At 65.2% G+C, this 26,351-nt stretch carries 22 protein-coding genes; 10 read left to right on the top strand and 12 right to left on the bottom strand.

Translation table 11 applies throughout. The annotated features are described in order from the left end of the window. Positions 1-22 precede the first annotated feature (22 nt). Both K3F49_RS15465 and K3F49_RS15470 read left to right on the top strand, forming a co-directional pair. Complete coding sequence (locus K3F49_RS15465) at positions 23-655, top strand: LysE family translocator (RefSeq protein WP_234681798.1); 633 nt, start codon at positions 23-25, stop codon at positions 653-655. 14 nt (positions 656-669) lie between these two features. Continuing rightward, positions 670-1,545, top strand: coding sequence for an alpha/beta fold hydrolase (locus K3F49_RS15470; protein WP_234681997.1), 876 nt, complete (start codon positions 670-672; stop codon positions 1,543-1,545). Here the strand turns inward: K3F49_RS15470 and K3F49_RS15475 are convergent. From K3F49_RS15475 to K3F49_RS15485, 3 genes are all read right to left on the bottom strand, one after another. Then, positions 1,542-2,426 carry a 4-(cytidine 5'-diphospho)-2-C-methyl-D-erythritol kinase gene (locus K3F49_RS15475; RefSeq protein WP_234681799.1) on the bottom strand — a complete coding sequence of 295 codons (885 nt, stop codon included), beginning with the start codon at positions 2,424-2,426 and terminating at the stop codon, positions 1,542-1,544. The two genes, K3F49_RS15470 and K3F49_RS15475, sit on opposite strands and share 4 nt — an antisense overlap. Positions 2,427-2,451: 25 nt before the next feature. Further along, positions 2,452-4,248: a tetratricopeptide repeat protein gene (locus K3F49_RS15480; protein ID WP_234681800.1), complete on the bottom strand. Its 1,797-nt coding sequence runs from the start codon at positions 4,246-4,248 to the stop codon at positions 2,452-2,454. Between the two features lie 315 nt (positions 4,249-4,563). After that, positions 4,564-6,225 carry an electron transfer flavoprotein-ubiquinone oxidoreductase gene (locus K3F49_RS15485; protein WP_234681801.1) on the bottom strand — a complete coding sequence of 554 codons (1,662 nt, stop codon included), beginning with the start codon at positions 6,223-6,225 and terminating at the stop codon, positions 4,564-4,566. A 136-nt stretch (positions 6,226-6,361) separates the two neighbouring features. Between K3F49_RS15485 and K3F49_RS15490 the strand changes: the two genes are divergently transcribed. Continuing rightward, complete coding sequence (locus tag K3F49_RS15490) at positions 6,362-7,168, top strand: uracil-DNA glycosylase (protein WP_234681802.1); 807 nt, start codon at positions 6,362-6,364, stop codon at positions 7,166-7,168. A gap of 45 nt (positions 7,169-7,213) precedes the next feature. Here the strand turns inward: K3F49_RS15490 and K3F49_RS15495 are convergent, their stop codons facing one another. The 4 genes from K3F49_RS15495 to K3F49_RS15510 form a co-directional block, all read right to left on the bottom strand. Further along, on the bottom strand, positions 7,214-8,728 hold the full coding sequence (locus K3F49_RS15495) for a glycosyltransferase family 39 protein (RefSeq protein WP_234681803.1): 1,515 nt from the start codon (positions 8,726-8,728) through the stop codon (positions 7,214-7,216). A gap of 99 nt (positions 8,729-8,827) precedes the next feature. Next, positions 8,828-9,598 (bottom strand): ribonuclease HII, encoded by a 771-nt coding sequence (locus K3F49_RS15500; RefSeq protein ID WP_234681804.1) that lies wholly within the window; start codon positions 9,596-9,598, stop codon positions 8,828-8,830. A 77-nt stretch (positions 9,599-9,675) separates the two neighbouring features. Continuing rightward, positions 9,676-10,131, bottom strand: a complete 456-nt coding sequence (locus K3F49_RS15505; RefSeq protein ID WP_234681805.1) for a VOC family protein — start codon at positions 10,129-10,131, stop codon at positions 9,676-9,678. 24 nt (positions 10,132-10,155) lie between these two features. Next, positions 10,156-11,319 (bottom strand): PA0069 family radical SAM protein, encoded by a 1,164-nt coding sequence (locus tag K3F49_RS15510; protein WP_234681806.1) that lies wholly within the window; start codon positions 11,317-11,319, stop codon positions 10,156-10,158. A gap of 212 nt (positions 11,320-11,531) precedes the next feature. Here K3F49_RS15510 and K3F49_RS15515 point away from each other — a divergent pair, with 212 nt between their 5' ends. Both K3F49_RS15515 and K3F49_RS15520 read left to right on the top strand, forming a co-directional pair. Beyond that, positions 11,532-13,919 (top strand): phosphoketolase family protein, encoded by a 2,388-nt coding sequence (locus K3F49_RS15515; protein ID WP_234681807.1) that lies wholly within the window; start codon positions 11,532-11,534, stop codon positions 13,917-13,919. Positions 13,920-13,923: 4 nt separating this feature from the next. Next, complete coding sequence (locus K3F49_RS15520) at positions 13,924-15,105, top strand: acetate/propionate family kinase (protein WP_234681808.1); 1,182 nt, start codon at positions 13,924-13,926, stop codon at positions 15,103-15,105. 260 nt (positions 15,106-15,365) lie between these two features. On the opposite strand, the gene K3F49_RS15525 is transcribed toward K3F49_RS15520, so the two are convergent. Further along, positions 15,366-16,205, bottom strand: coding sequence for an RMD1 family protein (locus K3F49_RS15525; RefSeq protein ID WP_234681809.1), 840 nt, complete (start codon positions 16,203-16,205; stop codon positions 15,366-15,368). 335 nt (positions 16,206-16,540) lie between these two features. Between K3F49_RS15525 and K3F49_RS15530 the strand changes: the two genes are divergently transcribed. Continuing rightward, entirely contained in the window at positions 16,541-17,116 is a 576-nt protein-coding gene (locus tag K3F49_RS15530) for a glycosyltransferase family protein (RefSeq protein WP_234681810.1), read from the top strand. A 62-nt stretch (positions 17,117-17,178) separates the two neighbouring features. Further along, positions 17,179-18,108 carry a bifunctional helix-turn-helix transcriptional regulator/GNAT family N-acetyltransferase gene (locus tag K3F49_RS15535; RefSeq protein WP_234681811.1) on the top strand — a complete coding sequence of 310 codons (930 nt, stop codon included), beginning with the start codon at positions 17,179-17,181 and terminating at the stop codon, positions 18,106-18,108. Positions 18,109-18,359: 251 nt separating this feature from the next. On the opposite strand, the gene moaB is transcribed toward K3F49_RS15535, so the two are convergent. Both moaB and ypfJ read right to left on the bottom strand, forming a co-directional pair. Next, positions 18,360-18,923 carry a molybdenum cofactor biosynthesis protein B gene (gene moaB, locus K3F49_RS15540; RefSeq protein ID WP_234681812.1) on the bottom strand — a complete coding sequence of 188 codons (564 nt, stop codon included), beginning with the start codon at positions 18,921-18,923 and terminating at the stop codon, positions 18,360-18,362. 159 nt (positions 18,924-19,082) lie between these two features. Beyond that, positions 19,083-20,030, bottom strand: coding sequence for a KPN_02809 family neutral zinc metallopeptidase (gene ypfJ / locus K3F49_RS15545; RefSeq protein ID WP_234681813.1), 948 nt, complete (start codon positions 20,028-20,030; stop codon positions 19,083-19,085). Positions 20,031-20,445: 415 nt separating this feature from the next. Here ypfJ and K3F49_RS15550 point away from each other — a divergent pair, with 415 nt between their 5' ends. Then, positions 20,446-21,573 carry a site-specific DNA-methyltransferase gene (locus K3F49_RS15550; protein ID WP_276575383.1) on the top strand — a complete coding sequence of 376 codons (1,128 nt, stop codon included), beginning with the start codon at positions 20,446-20,448 and terminating at the stop codon, positions 21,571-21,573. Between the two features lie 307 nt (positions 21,574-21,880). Next, entirely contained in the window at positions 21,881-22,561 is a 681-nt protein-coding gene (locus K3F49_RS15555) for a glutathione S-transferase family protein (protein WP_234681815.1), read from the top strand. A gap of 51 nt (positions 22,562-22,612) precedes the next feature. On the opposite strand, the gene K3F49_RS15560 is transcribed toward K3F49_RS15555, so the two are convergent. Together K3F49_RS15560 and K3F49_RS15565 are read right to left on the bottom strand one after the other, a co-directional pair. Continuing rightward, positions 22,613-24,622, bottom strand: a complete 2,010-nt coding sequence (locus tag K3F49_RS15560; RefSeq protein ID WP_234681816.1) for a methyl-accepting chemotaxis protein — start codon at positions 24,620-24,622, stop codon at positions 22,613-22,615. A 240-nt stretch (positions 24,623-24,862) separates the two neighbouring features. Beyond that, entirely contained in the window at positions 24,863-25,300 is a 438-nt protein-coding gene (locus K3F49_RS15565; RefSeq protein ID WP_234681817.1) for a nuclear transport factor 2 family protein, read from the bottom strand. Between the two features lie 91 nt (positions 25,301-25,391). Here K3F49_RS15565 and K3F49_RS15570 point away from each other — a divergent pair, with 91 nt between their 5' ends. Then, positions 25,392-26,306, top strand: coding sequence for a LysR family transcriptional regulator (locus tag K3F49_RS15570; RefSeq protein WP_234681818.1), 915 nt, complete (start codon positions 25,392-25,394; stop codon positions 26,304-26,306). The last annotated feature ends 45 nt before the right edge of the window (positions 26,307-26,351 follow it).

Consider the following 26,351-nt stretch of genomic DNA (forward strand, 5'->3'; position numbering starts at 1 on the left):
CGCGCTGCGCTACGAAACCGGGATGATCGATACGAATTTCTGGCTGTTCCTCGCCGCCGCAATTCTCATTGCCGTCATTCCCGGCCCCGGCATCTTCTACGTCGCGGCGCGAACCCTGTCGGAAGGACGCGCCAGCGGCTTTGCCTCGACAGCGGGCACGGCGCTGGGCGGATTGGTCCATGTCGTCGCAGGCAGTCTCGGCATCTCCGCGATCATCCTGGCGAGCGCCGAGCTGTTCACCGTCGTGAAGCTCGTTGGCGCGTTGTATCTGGTCTGGCTCGGCATCAAGACCTTTCGCAGCGCCGGACGGACGCCGTCGCTCGCGAGCGAGCCTGTCGGGGACAAGCGTGCGTTCCGTGACGGCGTGCTGGTCGAGGCGTTGAACCCGAAGACCGCAGCGTTCTTCCTCGCCTTCATTCCGCAATTTCTCGATCCCGCGGGAACGAGCCCCACGCTGCAATTCATCATGCTCGGCGCCATCTCGGTGAAACTGAACACGCTCGTCGATGTCGTCGTGGTGCTGATGGCATCTGCAACTCGCGCGCAACTGATCGAACGGCCGCGTCTGATGCGTCGCCTCACGCAAGGCTCCGGCGTCTTCATTGCCGGCCTTGGCCTGTCGCTCGCGTTGGCGCGCCGGCCGGTGAATGGATAGCAGGCTGCGAAATGATGCTCGCCCCGCAAAGTCGCTATTACGAGTCCCACGGCCTGCGGCTGCATTATGCCGACTGGGGCAACGAGGACGCGCCGCCACTTGTCTTGGTCCATGGCGGCCGCGATCATTGCCGGAGCTGGGATGCCATCGCCCGCTCGCTGCAACCGCATTTCCATGTGATCGCGCCCGACCTGCGTGGCCATGGCGATTCCGATTGGACCAAAGGCGGCAGCTACGCGCTGACCGAGTATGTCTACGATCTCGCCCAGCTCATCCGCAGCATCGCAGTGCCTCAAGTGACCCTCATCGGCCATTCGATGGGCGGAATGGTGAGCCTGATCTTTTCAGGCTCATTCCCCGAGCAGGTCACGAAGCTCGTCGTTCTCGACGGCGTGACGATGCTGCCTGATGCACCGAAGCCTCCGACGCATGAGCGCATCGGCAGATGGGTCAGCCAGCTCGACAGGCTGCACGACCGAACCCCGCGCCGCTATGCGACCCTCGAGGACGCGGCCGCGCAGATGGTGCTTCACAACAAGCGCCTCGCCCGCGACCTCGCACTGCACCTTGCAACACACGGGGCACGCCGGAACGAGGACGGCACCTATAGCTGGAAGTTCGATCCCTACCAGCGCGCCTCCGCGCCGCATCGGCTCTGGCCGGACGACCACGTCGCGCTGTGGTCGCGCATCGCCTGCCCGACGCTGCTGCTCAATGCCGGCGAAAGCTTTCTCGCCGGTGCAAGGTCGACGGGACTGGAGCGCCATTTCCAGCAGGCGCGGATCGAGACCATCGCGGGTGCCGGGCACTGGCTGCAGCATGACAAGCCAGAGCAGGTGCTGGGTGAGATCCGGCAGTTTCTCGGGCTTGCCGAGGATGGCGCGGGCTAGCTCAACGTTCCCGCGTGCACCCACCAGCCGGGATGGTCGCGCCGAATTGTCTCGGCGGCGGCGTGCGCCCCCGCGGACGCGCCGTAGATCGCAAAGCACGTCGCGCCCGAGCCGGACATCCGCGCCAGCTTGACGCCGGCGGAAGAGCGCAAAGCGCCCAGCACGTCGCCGATGACGGGTTCGATGCGCAGCGCAGGGGCTTCGAGATCATTGGCGACGGTTTCGAGAACCTCGACCCAATCGGCGATTGACCCGCCCTGCTCCGGCCAGGCCGGAGCCTCGAGCACATCGGTCGCGCCGACCAGCAATTCGCCGTTGCGCAGGCCCAACTCCTGGAACACGTCCTTGGTCGCAACCGGCACGCGCGGGTTGACCATCACGCACGGCATGCTTGGCAGCGCCAGCGGCAGCAACTGCTCGCCGACGCCGGTCATGTCGCAGGCGCGCGAGAACAGGCACACCGGTACGTCGGCGCCGGTCGCGAGCGCGACCTTCCGGAGCCGGGGATCATCGAGCGACAGATTGTTGAGGCGCGCGAGAAGGCGCAGCGCGGCTGCTGCATCGGCCGAACCGCCGCCGATACCGGCTGCGACCGGCAAGACCTTGTCGAGCGCGAAGGCGCCGAGCTTCAAATTCGGCACCGCATCGGCCAGCAGTTTTGCGGCCTTGAACACGAGATTGTCTGATGTCTCGCCGCAGGCCGCGGCAAGCGGCCCCGTGGTCGCAAGCCTGAGCTCGCCACCCGGCTCCAGCGTGAGCCGGTCGGCACAATCGGCAAACGCAACCACGCTTTCGAGATCATGATAGCCGTCGGCACGACGGCCAACCACGCGAAGGCTCAGATTGACCTTCGCGCGCCCTTCTTCAACCAACGCCGGCATCGGCGACACGCCCCCAGTCACTCAGTTAGCCGCCCTTGCCGTCGTCCTTCTTCTTGTCCGCCTGCGCGGCCGAAGAGTTCGAATTGTCATCGGTCATGCCGTTGGCGATCTTGGCCTCGATCTTCGGCAGATCGTCCGCCTCGGGCTTGAGATCGCGGGCGTGCGCCCACTGGAATTTTGCTTCCAGCGTGCGGCCGACGCGCCAATAGGCGTCGCCGAGATGGTCGTTGATGGTGGGATCCTCGGGCTTCAGGTCGATCGCGCGCTCGAGGTTCTTCACCGCCTCTTCGTAGTTGCCGATGCGGTAATAAGCCCAGCCGAGCGAATCGACGATGTAGCCGTCGTCGGGCCGCTGCTCGACGGCACGCTTGATCATCTTCATGCCTTCGTCGAGGTTCACGCCCTGGTCGATCCAGGAATAGCCGAGATAGTTGAGGACATGCGGCTGGTCGGGCTGCAGCTCGAGCGCCTTCTTCATGTCGGCTTCGGCCTTGCCCCACTCCTTGGTGCGCTCCTCGCAGATGCCGCGGTAGTAGTACCAGACGCTGTTGGCCTTGTCGTTGCCGGCCGGCAGCACGTCGATGCCCCGCGAATAGGTCGCGCCGCAGTCGCCGAATTTCTTGCGGCCGCGCTCGAGATTGCCGAGCGCCATGATGGCTTCGAGATCCTTGGAATCCTCGGCGGTCACGCCCTTGAGGATCTTGATCGCCTCGTCGGTGCGGTCGGCGGAATCCAGATCGATGGCGAGCTGGATCTGCGCATTGCGCTTCAAAGGCGAGCTCGACGGTACGCGCTCATAGATCTTGATCGCCATCTGCGGCCGCTTCACCGATTCATAGAGGTCGGCGAGAGAGAGCAAGGCCAGCGGATGAGTGGGCTGGAGATAGAGCGCGAGCTGGAGATAGACCAGCGCGAGATCCTCGCCACCGCGACGGGTCAGCGTGGCGCCGATGCCGTAGAGCGCCTCGGCCGCACCCGCCTGCGCGGAATCGACCAGCGACGGCATCTTCTTGCCGGCCTTAGTCTCGCGCAGGCCTTCCACGATCAGCGGATGACGGGCGAGCTTCTTGTCGAACGCCTCATAGATTGCGGTCGCCGAGGCGGCGTCCTTGTTGCGCGACAGCCAGCGTGCATAGGCCTCGCTGACGCGCAGCATGGAATCGTCGAGCTTGTAGGCGCGCTCGAAGCGGACGCCCGCGTCCTTCTCCTTGCCGGCGTTCTCGAGGATCATGCCGGCGTGCAGGTCCTTGAACAGCGGATACCATTCCGGGCCCGCCAGCTTGTCGATGGTCGCAACCGCGCCCTTGGCATCGCCCGCACCATAGGCGGCCCAGCCGGACAGCAGCGTTGCGACGAGATCGGTGATCGGTCCGCGAATCGACTGGTTGATGTTGCTTTGCGCGCTCGGATATTTCTTCAGCTTCAAATCATGCACGCCGACCACCAGGCGCGCGACGCGATTGGTCTTGTCGATGGTGAGGATGCGTTCGGCGAGCTTGACCGCTTCCTCGATGTCGCCATCGCCGACCGAGGCGATGAACGCGCGGTCGAGCAGCTCGTTGTTCTTGGGGTCGGTCCGCAGCGCGGAGCGGTAGAAGGCGGCGGCCGACGTCGCGTCGCGCTCGACGCTGGCGTGACGGGCGGCGAGATAGCTGCCGGCGGTGGTGAGCGACTTCAGATCGTTTCGGGTCGGAAACTGCGCTGCCGTGTCGGCCGGATGATCCGGCGTCTGCGCCAGCACTCCGCCAGGGACCGCCACGATCGCAGAGCCGGCAAGGGCGATGGCAGCAGCAGTCCAGCGGTTGAAACGATTTGAAAACATCAGGGCTCGCCTTGAGTTGGTAGTGCCTGGGTTTGAAGCAAAAGGCCGTCTCGCACGCGAACGCGGCCGGCGACAGGGACCCGGAACCGTCGGGTCCGGACAATGCCGCTTTTGGCGCTTCACCGCAAGGATTCGGACCGGGCGATCCCCTCCGCACGCCCCAAATCGGCCAAGAGAGCCCCAAGACGCCGCTAGTATGGCCTTATCGTGACCGGGGGCACCCGTGGTGCTCCCAGGGGCACGGGTGGTGCTCCCGCTCTCACGCGAACGTGCGCCATATCACCCTTCGGACCCCTTTGGACGCCTGGCGCGCCCTTACATCGCCTCGTAGTTCGGACCGCCACCGCCCTCGGGGGGAACCCAGGTGATGTTTCCGTTGGGGTCCTTCACGTCACAGGTTTTACAATGTACGCAGTTCTGGGCGTTGATCTGGAAGCGCGGGCCCGAACCTTCCTCGACCCACTCATAGACGCCGGCCGGGCAATAGCGGTTCGAGGGACCGGCGAAGACGTCGTGCTCGGACATCTTCTGAAGGTTCATGTCGGCCACCCGGAGGTGGATCGGCTGATCTTCCTCGTGATTGGTGTTGGACAGGAACACCGAGGACAGCTTGTCGAACGAGATCTTGCCGTCCGGCTTCGGATAGTTCCTGGGCGCGTGGCTCTTGGCCGGATCGAGTGTCGAGCGATCGGGCTTGGCATGTGACTGCGTGCCGAACAGCGAGGTGCCGAATAGTGTGTTGAACCACATGTCGAAGCCGCCGAGCGCGACACCGACCACGGTGCCGAACTTCGACCACAGCGGCTTGACGTTGCGGACCAGGAATAGATCCTTGCCGACTGATGAGGACCGCCACGCGTTCTCGTAGTCGAAGATCTCGTCGTTGGCACGATCGGCCGCGAGCGCGGCCGCGACATGTTCCGCGGCGAGCATGCCGGTGCCCGTCGCATTGTGCACGCCCTTGATGCGGGGCACGTTGACGAAGCCGGCCGCGCAGCCGACCAGCGCGCCGCCGGGGAACGTCAGCTTCGGCACCGACTGGTAGCCGCCCTCGGTGATGGCCCGCGCGCCGTAAGCAAGGCGTTTGGCGCCTTCGAAGGTGCCGCGGATCGACGGATGCGTCTTGAAGCGCTGGAATTCGTCGAACGGCGACAGATACGGATCGTCGTAGTTCAGATGCACGACGAAGCCGACGGCGACGAGATTGTCGTCGTAATGATAGAGGAACGAACCACCGCCGGTCTTCAGGTCGAGCGGCCAGCCGAACGAATGCTGAATCATGCCCTTCTGGTGCTTGGCAGGATCGATCTGCCAGACTTCCTTGAGGCCGATGCCGAACTTCGCGGGCTCGCTGTTGGAATCGAGCGCGAACTTGGCGATCAGCTGCTTGGTCAGGCTGCCGCGCGCGCCTTCGGCGAACAGCGTATACTTGCCGAGCAACTCCATGCCGCGGGTGAAGGAGTCCTTCGGCTTGCCGTCGCGGCCGATGCCCATGTCGCCGGTGGCGATGCCCTTCACCGCGCCCTTTTCGTCATAGAGCACTTCGGCGGCGGCGAAGCCCGGGTAGATCTCGACGCCGAGCGCCTCGGCCTTGCGCGCCAGCCAGCGACAGACATTGCCGAGCGAGCCGATATAGCAGTGATGGTTGTCCATCAGCGGCGGCATGATGAAGTTCGGCAGCTTGATCGCGCCGCCAGCCGTCATCCAGTAGAAGCGGTCATCCTTGACCTGCGTCTTCAGCGGGCAATCGGAATCTTCGCGCCAGTCCGGGATCAGCTTGTCGAGCCCGGCCGGATCAATCACGGCGCCGGAGAGAATGTGTGCACCGACCTCGGAGCCCTTCTCCACCACGACGACGTTGAGATCGGCATTGATCTGCTTCAGCCGGATCGCCGCAGCCAGGCCCGAGGGGCCGGCGCCGACGATGACGACGTCGAATTCCATGGATTCGCGCGGGGGAAGTTCTTCGGTGCTCATCTGATCTCAGCCCTTGAGACGGTTCCTTGTCGTTTGCGCTCCCTTGTTTCCGATTTTTCCGGGTAGGACAACCACGGAAATGCGTTCCGCTGGGATGCAAGGCGCCTTAAGATGAACTAATAGTCTGACTTTCCAAATGATCCCCGAGCCCGCACCCACCGTCCGAGAACTGCTCGCCTTCTATCTGGAGGCCGGTGTCGATTGCGCGCTCGCGGAGGAACCGGTCGACCGCCTGGCGGAATTAGACGTCCCGCCGCCGGCCCCGCGCGCAGCGCCGGTCGAAGCACCGCGGCCTGTCGCCGCGCCTGCGGTGATACGTGGCGAGGCCGCACCGGCGCCCGACGTCGCCATCGCCTCGGCCCGCGAGGCTGCGCGCACCGCGCCAACGCTCGAGGCTTTGCGCGAGCTCATGCAGAACTTCGAGGGCTGCGCGCTCAAGCACACTGCGACGCGGCTGGTCTTCGCTGACGGCAATCCGCAGGCGCGCATCATGTTCGTCGGCGAGGCGCCGGGCCGCGACGAGGATATCGAGGGACTTCCGTTCGTCGGGCGCAGCGGCAAGCTGCTCGACCTCATGATCGGTGCGATCGGGCTGAACCGCACCACGGCCTACATCACCAACGTCATTCCCTGGCGGCCACCCGGCAACCGCACGCCGACGCCGCAGGAGACGCAGATCTGCCTGCCCTTCATCCAGCGTCATATCGAATTGGTGAACCCCGACGTGCTGGTGACGCTCGGCAATCCCTCGACGCAGACGCTGCTCTCGACGCGAGAAGGCATCATGCGGACGCGCGGACGCTGGTTCGACTATGACACCGGCCAGCGCACCATCCGCGCGCTGCCGACCTTCCACCCGGCCTATCTCTTGCGCTCGCCGTCCTACAAGCGGCTGGCCTGGCAGGATCTGCGCGCGATCGCGAAGCTGCTGGCGGGATCGTAAGGAGCAGCCCACTCCCGCCCCGTCATTGCAATGACGACGCCCGCGCTAGCCTGGCGTTCCCTTCGGGCGCACGATCGCCCAGCCGATGCGCAACAATCCCTGACGGCCATTGACCAGCCATTCGAAGGCGCGCGGCACTTCCGGCACGATGCCGGGAAAGCGCGCGAGGATTTCGGGCGGCGGGGTGCCGGCGGTATCGGAGGCGCGCCAGACCACGACGCCGCCGGTATCGCTGAATTTTGCCTGTGACATCCACGGCGTACGCGCGGGCGCGGCATCGATGAACAGATGCGGCCGCCCGGAGTGCAGCGTGATCAGGCTCGCAAGCTCGGTTTCACCTGCGACCGCGCGCAGGCGGTGGTTGGTGCGGCGGGCAAAGCTCTCATCGAAGAAGTCCGAGATCGCGCGCGCCGGCATCGATGTCGCGATCTCGCCGGTGCCGCTCCAGGGCAGGAACAAAACGGCCAGCACGATGCCCGCCGCCGGAGCCACGATGGCCGCTATCCACACCGTGCGCAGCATCCGGGCGCGGCGCACCGCGATGAGATCGCCGGCCACGACGACCATGGCGAGGCCCGACATGACCAGCACCACGCCGGCACCGCCGACGACGGCATTGAGCCCGAACAGTCCGGAGATCAGGACAGCTCCGAGCGCGGGCGCGATCGCAAAGAAATAGACGAAATTACGTGCGAGCGGCGCGACCGGCGGGCGGTAGATGATCGGCGCCTCCTCGCTTTTGCCTGCGAACAGGGGGGTGTTGAGGAAGGTCAGCACTGGAACCGCCACCGCACCGAGCACGAGCCCGCCCAGCAGCCAGGCGGCGTGGATCGCGCGGCCGCCGAGGTCGGCAATTCGCGGCAGAGCCGGCAGCACAAGGGTCTCGGCGCGCATCAGCCAGACGGCGTAGGGCAGCGCCAGCACGGCGACGACGACGACCGCGAACAGCGGATCGAGCGCGCGCAATGTCCGGCGGCCGCCGGCGGTCGAGAGCGCGAAGATGACGAGCAATGCGAGCAGGAAGATCGCGGCGGGCGTGGTCAGGAGCAAGAGGCCGGCCTCGATCGACCAGGCGAACCAGGCATTGCCGCGGCGCTGGCCGATGATCTGCCAGGAATGCAGCAGCAACAGCGTCCAGAGCGGCCGCGCCAGCACCAGCGGGCCGAAGTCGAGCGCCGACGAGGAGAAGGCCAGCACCGTCATGGTCAGGAGCACGGCGAGCACCGCCTGCTGGGTGCCGACCATTGCGCGCGCGAGGTGATAGAGCGCGATGAACGTCGCGATCTCGCAGAGCTCGGCCAGGACATAGACGCCGAACATGTTGCCGCCGGCGGCACGATAGGCGATATCGGCGAGCCACACCGACAGCGGCGGGCCGAGATCAGTGCCGACCTGGTACTCGCGGCCGAAGGCCAGCAGGGTCGCGAGGCTGCCGGGCGGGCTGCGATAGAACAGAAGCGCCACCAGCAGCCACATCGCGGCCTGCAACAGCACGGCAATCCAGACGATCAGCCGCGGCCGGGCGCGAATGAGCTCGATGACCAGGGAGGTAAACCGCATGCAACGCCCGCAAGATGCAGCCAACCCATCCAGCCGGCCCTATTCGCTCACGCCTGTTTTGATAAAGGCCGCCACGCGTCGTGGCAACGGCAGTCTACGCTAGAGGCCTGCTGAGGCATCGATTTCAACTGTGGTCTCCACCTGCACCTCGATCTCGGTGACCGCAAACAGGTCCCGCGCCGGCTCAACGGTCCAGGGCATGTGCTTGGCACGGGCGGCGGCGACCGGGGCGAAGAAGCTGCGGTGGTGAATCGTGGGGCCGAGGCGATTGAGCGCGTCGAGATGCTCGGGCACGCCATAGCCCTTGTGCTGCTCGAAACCGTAGCCCGGGCAGTCCTGCGCCAGCGCGCACATCAGCCGGTCGCGCGTCACCTTGGCGACGATCGAGGCGGCCGCGATCGACAGCACGATACCGTCGCCGCCGATCACGGCCTCGCAGTCGCAAGCAGTATCGAGCCGGTCGCGGCCGTCGACGAAGACGTGCTTCGGCGCTTCGGGCAACGCGACCACCGCACGCTTCAGCGCCCAGAGCGAGGCGCGCAGGATGTTGTCGCGGTCGATCCGGGCCGGTGAGGCGACGGCGACCGAGACTTGCGCGGTCGCGCAGATCTTGTCGAACAGTTTTTCGCGCTCCTCCGCCGTCAACCGCTTCGAATCGTCGATGCCGCGCGGAATGCGGTCGGGATCGAGAATCACCGCGGCCGCCACCACGGGCCCTGCCAGCGGCCCACGGCCGGCCTCGTCACAGCCTGCGATCGGCCAGATGCCGCGCTTGATTAGCACGCGCTCGCGGCGGAAGCTGGCCTTCGCGGGCGCAACCTTCTTTGGCGCGTCGTTGGCTGGTGTCTTGGCGGACCTGTCCCGAATCATGGCCGGGATCGTGCGCAAGCCGACCCGCTTGCGCAACCGGGAACCCGGCGCAATTCCCGTTATTCAGGCGGGTCGCCCTACTCCGCCAGATGCACCCGCCGGTCGTCACCGACCTCGATGCCGGGTGCGACCACGACCTCCCAGGGATGGCCGTCGGGATCGGCAAAATAGCCGGAATAGCCGCCATATTCGGTTTCGTGCGCGGCCTTCAGCAGCGTCGCGCCCTTGCTAAACGCAAACGCCAGCACCGCATCGACCTCCTCGCGCGTCGCGCAGTTCCAGGCGAGCGTGACGCCGCGGAAGGTGGTTGGCCTCGGAGCGTCCGGCAGCTTCGCGTCGGCTGCGAGCTGGTCCCAGGGAAACAGGCCGAGCACCGGGCCGCCGGTGTCGAAGAACGCAACGGCATCGCCCGTCGCTTTCAGCCGGCGCGAAAACCCGAGCGCGTCGTAGAAGGCGATGCCGGCGCGGATGTCACTGACGCCAAGCGTGATCACCGTGAGCCGTGGTACGGGAGCCGGCAGTTCCTCACTCATCACACACCTCGTTTGCTCCGCGCCCTAGAACAGGCTGAGCTGCTCGCCGTTCTGTTTCGGTCGCGCAAAATGATCCACGGTCAGTTTCGCGCGGCGCTTGTTCAGCCCGAGCCGGTCGCAGGCGATCTCGAAGCGGCGGCCGATGGTCCAGGCCATTGGACCCGTACCCTTCATCCGCTCGCCCCATTTCGCATCGTAGTCGCGGCCGCCGCGCATGTCGCGGATCAGCGTGAAGACGTGGCGATAGCGGTCCGGATAATTCGCCATCAGCCATTCGCGGAAGAGATCGCGCACCTCGAGCGGCAGCCGCAGCAGCACGTAGGAGGCTTCCTTGACGCCGGCATGCGCGGCGGCATCGAGGATGCGCTCGATCTCGGAATCGTTCAGCGCGGGGATCACGGGCGCGACCATCACCGTTGTCGGAATGCCGGCCTCCGAGAGCCGCTTCAGCGCCTCCAGCCGCTTCGGCGGCGTCGAGGCGCGCGGCTCCATGGTGCGCGCGAGTTTCGGGTCGAGCGAGGTCACCGAGATCGCGACCTTGGCGAGGTTGCGCTCGGCCATGCGCGCGAGAATGTCGATGTCGCGCACGACCAGCGCGGACTTGGTGACGATGCCGACGGGATGGCCGGTGCGTTCCAGCACCTCCAGAATGCCCCGCATGATTTCGCGCTCGCGTTCGATCGGCTGATAGGGATCGGTGTTGGTGCCGATCGCAATCATCCGCGGCTCGTAGCCGGCGGCCGCGAGCTCCTTCTCGAGCAGCGCCGGCGCCTCGGGTTTCACGAACAGCTTTGACTCGAAGTCGAGCCCCGGCGACAGGCCGAGATAGGCGTGCGTCGGTCGCGCGAAGCAGTAGACGCACCCATGCTCGCAACCACGATAGGGATTGATCGAACGATCGAAGCCGATGTCGGGCGAGTCGTTGCGGGTGATCACCTTGCGCGACGTGTCCACCGCAACGCTGGTCTTGAACGGCGGCAGCTCTTCCAGGCTCTGCCAGCCGTCGTCGAAGGCGACGCGGGCCTCGGCCTCGAACCGGCCGCTGGCGTTGGACTGCGCGCCCCGCCCTCGCCTGCGCGCGCGGTCGATGGCGACCCCGAGCTCGGGGAAATCAGAAGGCGCACCCGCCGGCTCGGAGGGCGCCGTGACCGGCGGGTGCTTGAGAGCAGAAGAAGCAGCTGGACTCATGAAGCCAAGATAGCACGCCAACAGAACAAATCAAGAACAAGAATGAAAAACGCGAAAACAACCCCATGCAAAGTAGAGCTGCCCAAACTTCGCGCGCTGACCTTTGATCTCACGCAACGGTAGAGCCGCCGCAATCCCGTTTGATGATGCCGAAGGATCGATCGCGCGGGAGCGCGGTTGATGAGCGTCGCAGGGCGGAGGCCGGCAGGAACATGACAAATCAACAACAATCGCGCGCCGCGAACAGCGAACTCGATCTCCTCGATCGCTACTGGCGCGCCGCGAACTACCTCTCCGTCGGGCAAATCTATCTCCTGGACAATCCGCTATTGCGAGAGCCCTTGCGGCCCGAGCACATCAAGCCGCGCCTGCTCGGCCATTGGGGCACGACGCCCGGCTTGAACTTCATTTATGCCCATCTCAACCGCGTCATCCGCGCGCTGGATCTCAGCGTGCTTTACGTCTGCGGTCCCGGCCATGGCGGGCCAGGCATGGTCGCCAACACTTATCTGGAAGGCAGCTACAGCGAAATCTATCCAGACATCGCGCGCGATGCGGACGGATTGCGAAAGCTTTTCAGGCAGTTCTCCTTCCCTGGCGGCATCCCCAGCCATGCGGCGCCGGAAACGCCGGGTTCAATCCACGAAGGCGGCGAGCTCGGCTACGCGCTGGTGCATGCCTATGGCGCGGCGTTCGACAATCCCGACCTGATCGTCGCCTGCGTCGTCGGCGACGGCGAGGCCGAGACCGGCCCGCTCGCGGCCTCCTGGCACTCGAACAAGTTCCTGAACCCCGCCCATGACGGCGCGGTGCTGCCGATCCTCCACCTCAACGGCTACAAAATCGCCAATCCGACCGTGCTCGGGCGGATGCCTGACAGCGAGATCCGCGATCTCTTCCACGGATTCGGCCACGAACCGCTGTTCGTCGAGGGCGACGATCCCAAATTGATGCACCGGGCCATGGCGGACGCGCTCGACGTCGCGCTCGCCAGCATCCGCTCGACCCAGCAGCACGCCCGCGACGGACGAAAGAGCATCGAGCGGCCGCGCTCGCCAATGATCGTGCTGCGCAGCCCGAAGGGCTGGACGGGTCCGAAGGAGGTCGACGGCAAGAAGGTCGAGGGTTTTTGGCGCGCGCATCAGGTTCCCGTTGCGAGCTGCCGTGAGAACCCGGCGCATCTGAGGATCCTCGAAGACTGGATGCGCAGCTACGAGCCGGACAAACTGTTCGACGGCAACGGCGCGCTCGTCCCGGAGCTTCAGGCGCTGGCGCCCGAAGGCATCCGCCGCATGGGCGCCAATCCGCATGCCAATGGCGGGCTTCTCAAGAAGGAACTGAAGCTGCCGGACTTCCGCAGCTTCGCCGTGGAGGTGCCGCAGCCCGGTGCCGCCACGGGGGAAGCGACGCGTCAGCTCGGCAAATTTTTGCGCGACGTCATCCGGCTCAACGCGCAAGAGCGCAACTTCCGCCTGATGGGCCCGGACGAGACCGCGTCAAACCGGCTCGACGCTGTGTTCGAAACCACCGAACGCGTCTGGATGGAGCCGATCGAACCTTACGACGTGCATCTCGCGCAGGACGGCCGCGTGATGGAGGTGCTGAGCGAGCATCTCTGCCAGGGCTGGCTGGAGGGCTATCTGCTCACCGGACGACACGGTTTCTTCTCCTGCTACGAGGCCTTCATCCACATCGTGGATTCCATGTTCAACCAGCACGCCAAATGGCTGAAGGTGACGCGACACCTGCCCTGGCGCCGCCCGATCGCCTCGCTGAACTATCTCCTGACCTCGCATGTCTGGCGGCAGGACCATAACGGCTTCAGCCATCAGGACCCCGGCTTCGTCGACCTCGTCGCCAACAAGAAGGCCGATATCGTCCGCATCTACTTCCCGCCGGATGCCAACACCCTGCTGTGGATCGCCGACCACTGCCTGCGCACCTACAATCGCATCAACGTCATCGTCGCCGGCAAGCAGCCGTCGCCGCAATGGCTATCGATGCAGGAAGCCGCGACGCATTGCGATGCCGGCATCGGCATTTGGGTGTGGGCCGGCAACGAGGAGACCGACCGCGAGCCCGACGTGGTGATGGCCTGCGCCGGCGACGTCCCGACCCTGGAAACACTCGCCGCCGTCGACCTGCTGCGCAAGGCGCTGCCGGACCTGAGGATCCGCGTCGTCAATGTCGTCGACCTCATGACGCTGCAGCCGAAGGAGCAGCACCCGCATGGGCTTTCGGATCGCGACTTCGACAGCCTGTTCACATCGGACAAGCCTGTCATCTTCGCCTATCACGGCTATCCCCATCTGATCCACCGGCTGACCTATAACCGCACCAACCATGCCGGCATGCATGTGCGCGGCTTTGCCGAGGAAGGTACCACCACGACGCCGTTCGACATGGTCGTGCTGAACGAGCTCGACCGTTATCATCTCGCGATCGAGGCGATCGAGCGCGTACCGGGGCTCGCAACCAAGGCCGCACACGTGAAGCAGCAATTCCGCGATGTGCTGATCGAGCATTCGCGTTACGTGCGCGAACATGGCGAGGACATGCCTGTGATCCGCGATTGGGGCTGGCCGGGCAAGGCGGGCTAACGTCATGCCGACCTCTGACGCGGTGCTCGTCCTCAACGCAGGCTCGTCGAGCATCAAGTTCGGCCTGTTCGAGATCGGGGCGAGCGAACCTGCCCTGCTCTGCAAGGGCCTGCTTGACGAGCACGCGGCGAAGCCGCGGCTGGTGGCAAAGGGCCCATCGGGCGAGACGCTGTTCGAGAAGCAGAGGGAGGCGTCGGATACGGACGGGGGTCATCTGTTCGCCGACGTGCTCGGCTTCATCGAGGACCGTTTTGGCGAAGGCTGCCTGCGCGCCATGGGGCATCGCATCGTCCATGGTGGTCCGGATTATTCCGGCCCCGTCGCGCTGACCGACGACGTCTATGGCAAGCTGGAGGCGCTGACGCCGCTGGCGCCGCTGCATCAGCCGCGCTGCCTGGCACCGGTCCGAACCATCAGGGCGCTCCGCCCCTCGCTGACACAGATCGCCTGCTTCGACACCGCCTTCCATCACGGCCTTTCGCCGCCGGCGAGCCGCTTCGCGATTCCGGGACGTTATGAGGCGCGCGGCCTCCGGCGCTACGGCTTTCACGGGCTCTCGTTCGAATATGTCGCGGGCCGGCTCGCAAGGATCGCGCCGGAGCTTGCAGCCAAGCGCACCGTCATCGCCCATCTCGGCAATGGCGCGAGCCTCTGCGCGTTGCACGACGGCCGCAGCGTCGACACCACGATGGGGCTGACACCGCTCGACGGTCTCGTGATGGGCACGCGCTGCGGCACCATCGATCCTGGCGTGCTGCTTTACCTGTTGCAGCACGAGAAAATGTCGGTCGAGGATTTGCAGCATTTGCTCTATCACGAGTCCGGCCTGCTCGGCGTCTCCGGTGTCTCCGCGGACATGCGGACACTGCTTGCGAGCAGCGAGCCTGCGGCCCGGGAGGCGGTCGATCTCTTTGTCTTCCGCGCGGCGCAGGAGGTTGCGGTGATGGCGAACACGCTCGGCGGACTGGACTGTCTGGTCTTCACCGGCGGCATCGGCGAGCACGCGAAGGAGATCCGCAGCGCGATCGGCGCACGCCTCGCGTGGCTCGGCGTGCGCATCGATGCGGCGGCGAATGACGTAGGACGTGAACGTATCAGTGGCGGTGGTAGCGCGGTCGAGGTGTTCGTGATTCCAACCAATGAAGAACTGATGATAGCACGGCATTGCGTCGCGATGCTGCGGTGAGATGAGGTCCGATCGGCAACTCCTACTTCCCTTCTCCCCTTGTGGGAGAAGGTGGCGTAGGCGGCCTTCGGCCGCCGTTCTCAGGAACGCCGAAGCGAAGCTTCGGCTATGGCGCCGGATGAGGGGTTCTGTCCGCGCTCACACATGCAAATGAATGCGCGGAGACAGACCCCTCACCCAAGTGAACTTGTGTCTCCTTGCATCGCTGCCCTCTCCCACAAGGGGCGAGGGCACAGTCATGCGCATCTCGCCCGCTGAGCTCAGTGAATCCCGGCAAAGATCTGCACGCACCCGATCACCACCTCGATCAGGATCAGCACCACCACCGCGATCTCGAGCCGGAGCGAGCGCTGGGTGTCGATGATGTCGGTCAGCGCATCGGCCGTCTCGGCTACGACCGTGAGCTTGCGGTCGAGCGTGTCGAGACGTTCCTTCAGTTCGTACTCGTCTTCGAGACGCGCATAGAGCCGGTCGAGCTGCGGCTTTTCCCAGAGCGCATCGGGTTTTTCGGCAACCGCGACGCGGCCCGCGACGCGCTGCTGGACGAGCAGCGCGTTGCCGATCAGCTGCAGGATGCCCTTGCGCCGCCGCGACGTCCGGCCTTTCTCGGCGAGCTCGCGCGCAAAGGGCTCGATGACATCGAAGACCGCAGCGACGCGGCGCTCGTCGCGCGCCAGCGACGTGCTCTTGGCGAGCGCGTCCGCGATCAGCAGCAGCCGCTCGTCGGAAAACTTCGAGAGGTTGATCGGCCCGCCCGGCTGGATCGCCTCGGCGTTTTCGTCGTGGCAAAGCTGCGCCTGCGCAGTCTCCTCCTCATAGGGGCTGAGCTCGCCGATCACGCGCGACTTGAGACTGTCGATGAGAACCTTCTCCTCCGACGGCAACAGCCCGATCAGCACCACGACGCCGTAGCGGAAGATCACGGCAAGGCCGCCATGGGCGCGGAAGGCAGCCGGCGTCGAGGACACCAGCGTGCCGATCTCGAGCCCCGACGGATTGATGCGCTCGCCCAGCATCACGGCGCGGATCCGCAAGGTCGGCGCGGCGTCCGGCTTCGGCAATGGCGACGTCGCGCCAATGGGAAGTTGATCGGCGTTCATTGGACACACCCCGCTCTGTGCGACGGCGCTTGCACGTTTTTCCCATCCGCACGGTCATGGGAGATTGCCGATGCAATCTCAGGGAACGGCGCCGTCACCTCTGACGATATCGGCAGGGAAACGCCCCGTTTGAAGCTCACGAAGCCGAAATTCGCCGAAACTTTCGGCAAAGTAACCAACCTGCGCACGACATATTCGGCTGCGTTGGGCTCGCGCCGGTTTACCATCGCATGCCAAGGCGCAGCCGAAAAGTTGCACTCGGCAGCGCAGCGTGTTTATGACAACATCATAACAAGTTACGCTTCTCCCGAATTGCGGACATCGAAGTCTCAATCATGCTGAGCGTCATCATTCCGACCGAAGGCGTCGAGCAGACCGCGGTCGCAACTCTGACCGCGCTGGTCCCCGGTGCCGCGGCGGGCATCATCAAGGAAGTCTTGCTGGTCGACGGCACCCACAACGGCGTCATCGAGCGCGTTGCCGACGTCGCCGGCTGCCGTTTCATTGGCTGCGAGGGACCTTCGCAAGGCGCAGCACTCGCCGCCGGCGCGCTCCAGGCGCGTTCGCCGTGGCTGATGTTCCTCCCTGCCGGCGCGGTGCTGGACACCGGCTGGATCGAGGAGACCACCCAATTCATCCAGGCCGTCGCAACCAGCGGCCGGGATCGGGCCGCGGTGTTCCGCTACGCGCGCTCGCCTTACGCCGATACCGGCTTCCGTGACGTCCTGTGGTCGGTGGCGCGCATGCTGGTCGGCCCCCTCGGCGATCAGGGACTTTTGATCGCACGGGATCATTACGACCGGATCGGCGGCTATCCGCCCCAGGCCCGGCGGTCCGAGGCGCGGCTGCTCAGGCGGCTCGGCCGCTCCTCCCGGACATTGTTGCGCAGCCGGATCGTCATGGTCGCGTGAGGCCACCAGATACTTGCCAAAGTCAAATAATTATTTGACAATAGCAATTATTGAGGTGTCCCATGTCCATCGACGGTCCCGACGACCAGATCGCAGCGGTTCGCGCCTTCAACCGCTTCTATACCCGCAAGCTCGGCGTGCTCGACCAGCACCTGGGAAACAGCCCGTTTTCGCTCAGCGAGGCCCGCGTGCTCTATGAGCTCGCGCATCGCGACGACCTTGCGGCCAAAGAGATCGGAAACGAGCTCGGTCTCGACCCCGGCTATCTCAGCCGCATCGTCCAGAGCTTCGACGAGAAGGGCCTGATCACACGAAAGCCGCTGCCGGCAGATCGCAGGCAATACCAGCTGAGCCTCACCGCCAAGGGGCGCCAGACCTTCGCCAAGCTGAGCCTGAGCTCGCAAAATGAGGTCGCCGCCATGCTGGCGCAGCTTTCGTCCGGCGATGCGACGCGGCTCACGCAGGCGATGGCGACCATTGAGGCCGTGCTGCAGCAACGCCGAAACCAGCCCGCTTCTGTCGTGCTGCGCAGCCATCACGTCGGTGACATGGGCTGGGTCATCTCCCGGCAGGCCGCCGCCTACGCCGCCGACTACAACTGGGACATCAGCTACGAGGCGTTGGTCGCCGAGATCTGCGCACAGTTCATCAAGAATTACGACGCCACTCGAGAGCACTGCTGGATCGCTGAAGTTGGCGGCGAACCGGTCGGCTCGGTCTTTCTGGTCAAGGCCACCGACGAGATCGCCAAGCTGCGCCTGTTGCAGGTGGAGAAGAAAGCCCGCGGGCTCGGTGTCGGCCGCGCGCTGGTCGAGCAATGCATGCAGGGCGCGCGCGAGCGAGGCTACCGCCGCATGACGCTGTGGACGCAGAGCATTCTTGTCGCCGCACGTGGCATCTATCAGAGCGCAGGATTCAAGATGGTCAAGGAAGAGAAGCACCACAGCTTCGGTGCCGATCTGGTTGGCGAGACCTGGGAGCGGGATCTGTAGCTGCGCGATGCGCGTTGCGGATTGCGGAGTGATGCGGATTATAGTGCCCTCTCCCCTTGTAGGAGAGGGCTGCGATACTCGTAGATGCGAACTCGCTTGGGTGAGGGGTATGTCTCCGAGCACTCAGCGCGCGCGGATAGATACCCGTCATCCGGCGCCATAGCCGAAGCTTCGCTTCGGCGTTCCTGAGAAACGGCGGCCGAAGGCCGCCTATGCCACCTTCTCACACAAGGGGAGAAGGGAAGAGAGCATCACACCGTCGCGCCCTGCGCCTTGGGCCTGCGCAGATGCTCGTCCAGCCGCGGCATGATCTCGACGAAATTGCAAGGCCGTGTGCGGTAGTCGAGTTGGGCGGCCAAAATGCCGTCCCAGCCGTCGCGGCAGGCGCCGGGCGAGCCTGGCAGGCAAAAGATGTAGGTCGCACCCGTGACGCCCGCGGTGGCGCGGCTCTGGATCGTCGACGTGCCGATCTTGGCGTGGCTCAGCATGTGGAAGGCGATGGAGAAGCCGTCCATGCGCTTCTCGAACAACGGCTCGATCGCCTCCGGCGTGACGTCGCGTCCGGTGAAGCCCGTGCCGCCGGTGGTGATGACGACGTCGACGCCGGCGTCTGCAACCCAGCGGCGGATGACGGCGCGGATGGCCTCGACGTCATCGGTGACGATCTCGCGCGCGGCGAGGTGATGACCGGCGGCAGTGAGACGGTCGACGAGCGTCTGGCCGGACTTGTCATCCGCAAGCGCGCGCGTGTCGGAGACGGTGAGCACCGCGATGTTGAGCGGGATGAATTGTTTTGTCTCGTCGATGGAGGCCATGGCTCATTCCTCTCGTGTCCCGGACGTGGTGCAGCGTGAAACGCTGCTGCGCAGAGCCGGGACCCATTGTGACAGACGCAAGGACCGGCATTGTGGGCCCCGGCTCTGCAGCGCACCGCTGAAGAAGCGCCGCGCTGCGTCCGGGGCACGAGACCTGCGCTACGGCCCGCCGCCGCCGAACGTGTTGCAGGCCTGCACCGTGCCCTGCTGATAGCCGGTCATGAACCACTGCTTGCGCTGCGCGGCCGAGCCGTGGGTGAAGGAATCGGGCACGACGCGCCCCGTGGCCTGACGCTGCAGCGTATCGTCGCCGATCGCGCTCGCCGTGGTCAGCGCGGCGTCGATGTCGCCGGCTTCGAGGAAGTTCGGACGCTTCTTCGCCTCGCGATTGACCCAGACACCGGACAGACAGTCGGCCTGCAATTCGACCCTCACCTGGAGCGCATTGGCCTCGGCCTTGCTGCCGGCCTGCTGCTGCAGACGCGTCACCTTCGGAATGATGCCGAGCAGGTTCTGGATGTGATGGCCGGCTTCATGCGCGATGATGTAGGCGGTGGTGAAATTGCACGCTGACTTGCCGGAGCAGCCGCGGAAGCGCGTCTCGACCTCGCGGAAGAACCCGGTGTCGAGGAAGATGGTGCGGTCGGGCGGGCAGTAGAACGGCCCCATCGCCGACTCCGCCCGGCCGCAGCGGCCGCCATTGGTGGCGTTGCGGAACAGCACCACCTTCGGGCCGGTGTAGGACTGGCCGCTGGCCTGGAAGATCTCGCTCCAGCGATCGTCGATCTCGCCGAGGATGCCGGAGATCATGCTGCCCATCTCGTCGGTCGGCGCGCCGCGCTTGGCCTGCGTCGAGGGACGGTCGCTCTGGTAGCTCGGCGCCTGGCCGCCGCCGGTGAGGATCTCGGCGCCGCCGATCAGGATGCGCGGATCGATGCCGAACGCATAGCCGACCAGGCCGAGCACGATGATGGTGCCGATGCCGAGGCCGCCACCGCCCATCGGCAGGCCGAACCCGCCGCCGCCTCCACCGCCGCCAAATCCTCCACCACCGTCGTCGCGACGATCCTCGACGTCGTCGCTGCGGCGGAAATCATCGTAGCGCATGGCGGGCTTCCCTCAGGTCGGCGATTGCATGGCGTGGGCACGCGGAAACGCGAAAACCTCTACGCGCCACATACGTAAAATTTCCATTGCGTTAATCAATATCCCGCTCGGCAATTATTGCCTAGTGCGAGAGCGTGCGACGCCAGCAATTTTTTCCGAGGGCCAAGCATTTTTTTCCGAGAGAAATTTGGAGTCTTTTTGCCGCTCCAGCCACTCCCGCAACGCGAAGAAACGCGAAACACACTGCAAAACACGGCAAATGCGCGCAGCGCCTCGCGCGCAATGCGCGATCGCCGGCCTGCTCACGAAAGCAGCGGGTTAAGTCGATTTTTACTTTGCCGCTTCATTGTAACGGTCAGTCGGTTGTTTGGTCCCGCGTCGCCGACAGCGTCGCCTGAGTCAGAGTCCTTGAGTCATGGTAGTGTCGCGTCGCGGGGCGTCTGCAAGGGCGCCCCGCACAAATTTCGAGTCCGCTTCGCACAGCATCATCCTCGGTGATTGCGTCGCCGAGATGTCGAAGCTTCAGACTGGTTCGGTCGATCTCGTGTTCGCCGATCCGCCCTACAATCTCCAGCTCAAGGGCGATCTCAAGCGCCCCGACGAATCCCACGTCGATGCCGTCAACGACGACTGGGACAAGTTCGATTCATTCTCCGCCTATGACGATTTCACCCGTGCCTGGCTCTTGGCCGCGCGCCGCGCGATGAAGCCGTCGGCGACGATCTGGGTGATCGGCTCCTATCACAACATCTTCCGCGTCGGCGCGATCATGCAGGACCTCGGCTTCTGGCTCCTGAACGACATCGTGTGGCGCAAGACCAACCCGATGCCGAATTTCCGCGGCCGTCGCTTCACCAACGCGCACGAGACCATGATCTGGGCCGCGCGTGATGAAAAAGCCAAGGGCTATACCTTCAACTACGAAGCGCTGAAGGCGGCCAACGAGGACGTGCAGGCACGTTCCGACTGGCTGATCCCGCTCTGCACCGGCGAGGAGCGCCTCAAGGGCGCCGACGGCAAGAAAGTGCATCCGACGCAGAAGCCGGAAGGCCTGCTCGCACGCGTGCTGCTGTCGTCGTCGAAGCCCGGCGACCTCGTGATCGATCCCTTCAACGGCACCGGCACCACCGGCGCCGTGGCCAAGCGCCTCGGCCGCTCCTATATCGGCTTCGAGCGCGACAAGACCTACGCCAAGGCGGCGCAAGCGCGCATCGCCGCGGTCGAGCCGCTGCCGGAAGAGAGCCTCGCCCCGTTCATGACCGCGCGCGAAGCACCTCGCGTGGCGTTCTCCGAGCTGATCGAGCGCGGCATGATCATGCCCGGCACGAAACTGTTCGACGCCAAGAAGAAGCTTGGCGCGCTGGTCCGTGCCGACGGCGCCATCATGTTCGGCGACAAGGTCGGCTCGATCCACCGCATGGGCGCGGCGGCGCAGGGCGCGCAGGCCTGCAACGGCTGGACCTTCTGGCACATCGAGACCAAGAAGGGTCTCAAGCTGATCGACGAGCTCCGCGCCGAGATCCGCGCCGGCATGGCGGAATAGCCGCTTCCGATCACTCGTCTCAAGGGGGGCAAAGGCGCAAAGCGCCGTGCCCACCATCTCTCCAAGAAATCGATGGAATTGGTGGGCACGCTATCGCTTTGCCCACCCTACGGCACCTGGGCCGTGGCCCTTACGGCCGCCATCTGCCTTTGTTACGCCCGCCGATCTGCGTCATGCGCAGATACCGCACGGCAATCTCGCCGGTTGCGTCCCCCGACAGGGTTCGGGCAAGAGAAGGCCGCCTCGCGGCAATGATGCTGCGTCCGCTATCGGCTACCAACACTTGCACCCACTTGGGAGACGCCCGATGCTCAAATTCTATTTCAACGGATCGCCGAACCCGACCAAGGTCGCGCTCTTCCTCGAAGAGGCTGGCCTGGCGTTCGAGCCCGTGAAGATCGACACCCGCAAGGGCGAGCAGTTCACGCCGGACTATCTGAAGATCAATCCGAACGCCAAGGTGCCGGCGATCGACGACAACGGCACGATCGTGTTCGATTCGAACGCGATCCTGCTCTATCTCGCCGAGAAGACCGGACAATTCCTGCCCGCGAATCGCGCGGAATTGCTGTCCTGGCTGATGTTCGTGGCATCCGGCGTCGGGCCGTATTCGGGTCAGGCCGTGCACTTCAAGCATTTTGCGCCGAAGGACCAGAACCACGACTACGCCCACAACCGCTACCAGTACGAGACCGACCGCCACTACAAGATTCTCGACGGTCATCTCAAAGGCCGCAGCTACATGGTCGGCGACGACTATTCGATCGTCGACATGGCGCTGTGGGGCTGGGCGCGGATGGTGCCGTTCAAGCTCGGCGATGACGCTTTTGCGCGCTACCCGAACGTGAAGCGGCTGATCGACGAGATCTCGGCGCGGCCGGCAGCTAGCCGCGCGATCGCGCTGAAGGACAAGTTCACCTTCAAGGCCGAGATGGACGACGAGGCCCGTCGCAACATGTTCGGGCACATGACGACCAAAGTGGCCTGATCACATCTCGTCGCGATTGAAGGCCACGCGCACGCGCGTGGCCTTTTGCTTTCAGGCGGCGTGGACCGAGCTCAGGAACTTGGCGACTTCCTGCTTCAACCGGTTGCTGTCGGCCGACAGCGAGCGCGCTGCCGAGAGCACCTGCGAGGACGCCGAGCCGGTGTCGGAGGCGCCGCGCTGGACGTCGCCGATATTGGTCGAGACGCGCTGGGTGCCGTGGGCGGCCTGCTGGACGTTGCGGGAGATTTCCTGCGTGGCGGCGCCCTGCTGTTCCACGGCGGCGGCGACCGTCGAGGAGATTTCCGACAGCCGTTCGATGGTGCCGCTGATCTCCCGGATCGAGCCAACCGATTCTTCCGTCGCGGCCTGGATGCCGGAGACCTGCTGGGCGATCTCGCCGGTGGCTTTTGCGGTCTGCTCGGCCAGCGCCTTGACCTCGGAGGCGACCACCGCAAAGCCGCGGCCGGCTTCGCCGGCGCGCGCCGCCTCGATGGTGGCGTTGAGCGCCAGCAGATTGGTCTGGCCGGCGATGGTGCTGATCAGTTCGACCACGTCGCCGATGCGGGCGGCCGCCTTGGAGAGCTCGCTGACGCGGGCGTTGGTCTTCGTCGCCTGCCCGACGGCTTCGCCGGCGATGCGGGCGGATTCCTGGACCTGACGGGCGATCTCGGAGACCGAGGACGACAGCTCTTCGGTCGCGGACGCGACGGCCTGGACGTTGGCGGTGGCCTCCTGCGATGCGGAGGCGACTTCCGTGGACAGATCCTGGGCGCGTGTCGCCGTTGCGGTCAGGGTGCCGGCGGAGGCCTCGAGCTCGTTCGATGCCGACGACACGGTGTCGACGATCTCGCCGACCGCCTGCTCGAACTGGTCGGCGAGCCGGACCATGTCCTTCTTGCGGTCCTCGGCCTGCCGCGCCTCGATCTCGGTCTGCTCGTGGCGCATGCGCTCGGTGTCGATCATGTTGTCCTTGAACACCTGGATCGCCTTGGCCATGTCGCCGATCTCGTCGGGCTTGCCACGCGAGGGGATCTCGACCGCGAGATCGCCGCCGGCGAGCAGCCCCATCGCCCGCGTCATCGAGGTCAGTGGCCCGACGATGCTGCGGGCGATCAGGACAGCCACGATCAGTCCGAACAGGGTGGCCACCCCGCCCACGATCTCTTGCATGGACGTCGTGCCGTCGATCGCGGCTTCGGCCTGGCTGCGCGAGTCCTTGTAGTCCTTCTTCAGCGCAGTCTCGGCGACCTTGAGCTTGGCGATGCTGTCGACGATCAGCGGCGCGAGGCTCTTGTGGTAGATCTCGTCGGCCTGGAGCATCGCGGCCGACGTGGTCTCGAATGCGGATTTGTAGATTCCGAGCGAGGTCTTCACCGGCGCGAGCGTGGCGCGCAATTCCGTCGCTTGCGGGCTCTTTTCGAGCGCGGCGAGCCGCTGCGACGCCCTGTCCACATTGGTCCTGAAGTTGGCGGGGCCCTTGGTGTCGCGCAGCGCCAGGAAACGCCAGTTTGCGATCTGAACCAGCAGCAGCCGGGATTCGAGGTCTGCGACGAGGGACGCGGTGTCCTCGTCGACGGCCGCGCGCGCCACGTCGGAGAGCTTGTTCATCTTGACGGTCAGCTCGTCGCCGCTCGGCAGCAGTGTCGCCTTGCCGGTCCGCGCCTCGTTGACGGCGTCGCCGAGATTGTCGCGCAGAGTCTTCATTTTGGCGATGTCGGCGATCAGATCGTTGTAGAGCTTGCGCCGCTCCTCGGAGAGCGTGCCCTTGGCACCGACCTGCAGCAGCTCGGTCGCCGCGGCCTCCCGTTCCGAGGCCTCCCGCATCGCGGATTCGTTGGCGTCGTAGACGTAGCGCAGATTGGCGCGCTGGATCGCCTGCAGGTGGGTCGAGATCTCCAGCACCCGCGCGGTGCTGTCCGAAAATGCCGAGGCCTTTCCGACATGGTCCTGCACGGACCGCAAATTCCAGATGGCCACCACCGCCATCACGAGACCAACCACGACCAGCGCCATGAAGCCGGCATAGAGACGGCCCCGGATCCGCAAACGAAAGCTCGGCATTCCCATTGTCCACCCGGAAGCATGTGAATTCAGGCGGACGCACAACTCCGGCAATCGTCACGGACACCCCAGCAGCCGCGCGTCGCCTCTTCGGCGACTCACGCTGCACCGCGATACAATGCGGGACACTTCTTAATTGAACCTTCTGATTTTTCGCGCATGTCGCCAAAGCCGCGCACAAAACCCTGCTGATATTAGCGGCAGCTGGGCAAGGTTTTGGCATGACGCCGTTCAATCCGCTCAGCTCGCAGCCCTCGTCTGCGGAAACGGACCCAACGCCTTCTCGGTCAGCACCGAGTCGCAGTACTCCCGGATCTCCTTGATCTTGCCGTCCTCGAGCCGAAACACGAGGCAATAGTCATTGTCGTAGCGCACGCCCTCGGGCGTGACATTGTCGCCCTTGGCCTCCACCACGACGATGTCGCCATCGGCGATGAAGCGCTCGGCGACCGTGCGGGTCCGGTCACGCAGGCGGGTGCGGACATAGCCGTGCAGGTCGTTGAGGATCGCGTCTTTCCCGGTGAAGCTGCGCGACCAGGAATACTGGCCGGTGACGATCCATCTGGCGTCGTCGGCAAGGCTTGCGGCGAACAGCGCGCGGTCGCGCACCGCCGGATCGGGGTCGGCGGCGGCGGCGAAAATATCCTGCATCAGTTTCTTGTTGGCGCTCGCGCTCATGGCGGCATCTCCGTTTGGTGGCAACACGGAGAAGATCGCTGCCCGGCGGTAATTCTTCAAATCGATAGTGGATATGATATCTATTCACCTCATGAATTTGAATTCGCTCGACCTCAATCTATTGACTGCGCTCGACGCGCTGTTGCGCGAAGCCAATGTCAGCCGCGCGGCCATGCGCATCGGGCTGTCGCAGCCGGCCACCAGCCATGCGCTGCAACGCCTGCGCGACATCTTTGGCGACCCGCTGCTGGTGCGCACCGGCGCCCGGATGGAGCTGACGCCGCGGGCGCAAGCCTTGCGCGCGCCGCTGGCGCAGGCGCTCGACCAGGTGCGCGGGCTATTCGTGCCCGACGCGTTCGACGCCGCGCGCAGCGAGCGGCCATTCCGCCTGATGATGCCGGACCTCGCGGTCGAGCTGCTGATGCCGCCCTTGATGGAGAAGGTGACACGCGTTGCGCCGAACGTCCGCATCGACGTGGTGCCGTGGCGGGGCCCGGCGATCTTCCACGCCGAGTTCGCCCGGACCATCGATCTCGTGATCTCGATCGGCAACGCCTTCAAAGGCTTTCACCGCCAATTGCTCTACACCGACAGCGATGCGCTGGCGGTGCGGCGCGGTCATCCCGTGGGCGCCAAGCTGAAGCGCCGCGAGGCGTTCCTCGCCGCGCGCCATGTCGGCGTGATCATCCGCGGCAACGGCGAGGATCTGATCGACACCTGGCTCCGGACCAAGGGCATCGAGCGGCACATCTCGCTGGTGGTGTCCGGCTATCTCGAAGCGCTGCACGTTGCCGCCCGCACCGACCTCGTCGCCTTCGTGCCGCGCCGGCTGATCGCGGCGCTGTCGAAGCAGTTCGGGCTCGCCACGGTGACGCCGCCGCTCGACCCCGGGATCGACGAGCAGTTCTTGTTCTATCCGACCCGTGCACAGATGGATCCGGGCTCGATCTGGCTGCGGCGGCTGATGCTGGAGACGGGACGGGAGCTGGAAAAACACAAACGATGAGGACCACAGCGGCGTCGCAAGGCACTCGACTTGAAACGGGGCCTC

It is taken from the genome of Bradyrhizobium monzae (assembly GCF_021458635.1).
Classification (GTDB): domain Bacteria; phylum Pseudomonadota; class Alphaproteobacteria; order Rhizobiales; family Xanthobacteraceae; genus Bradyrhizobium.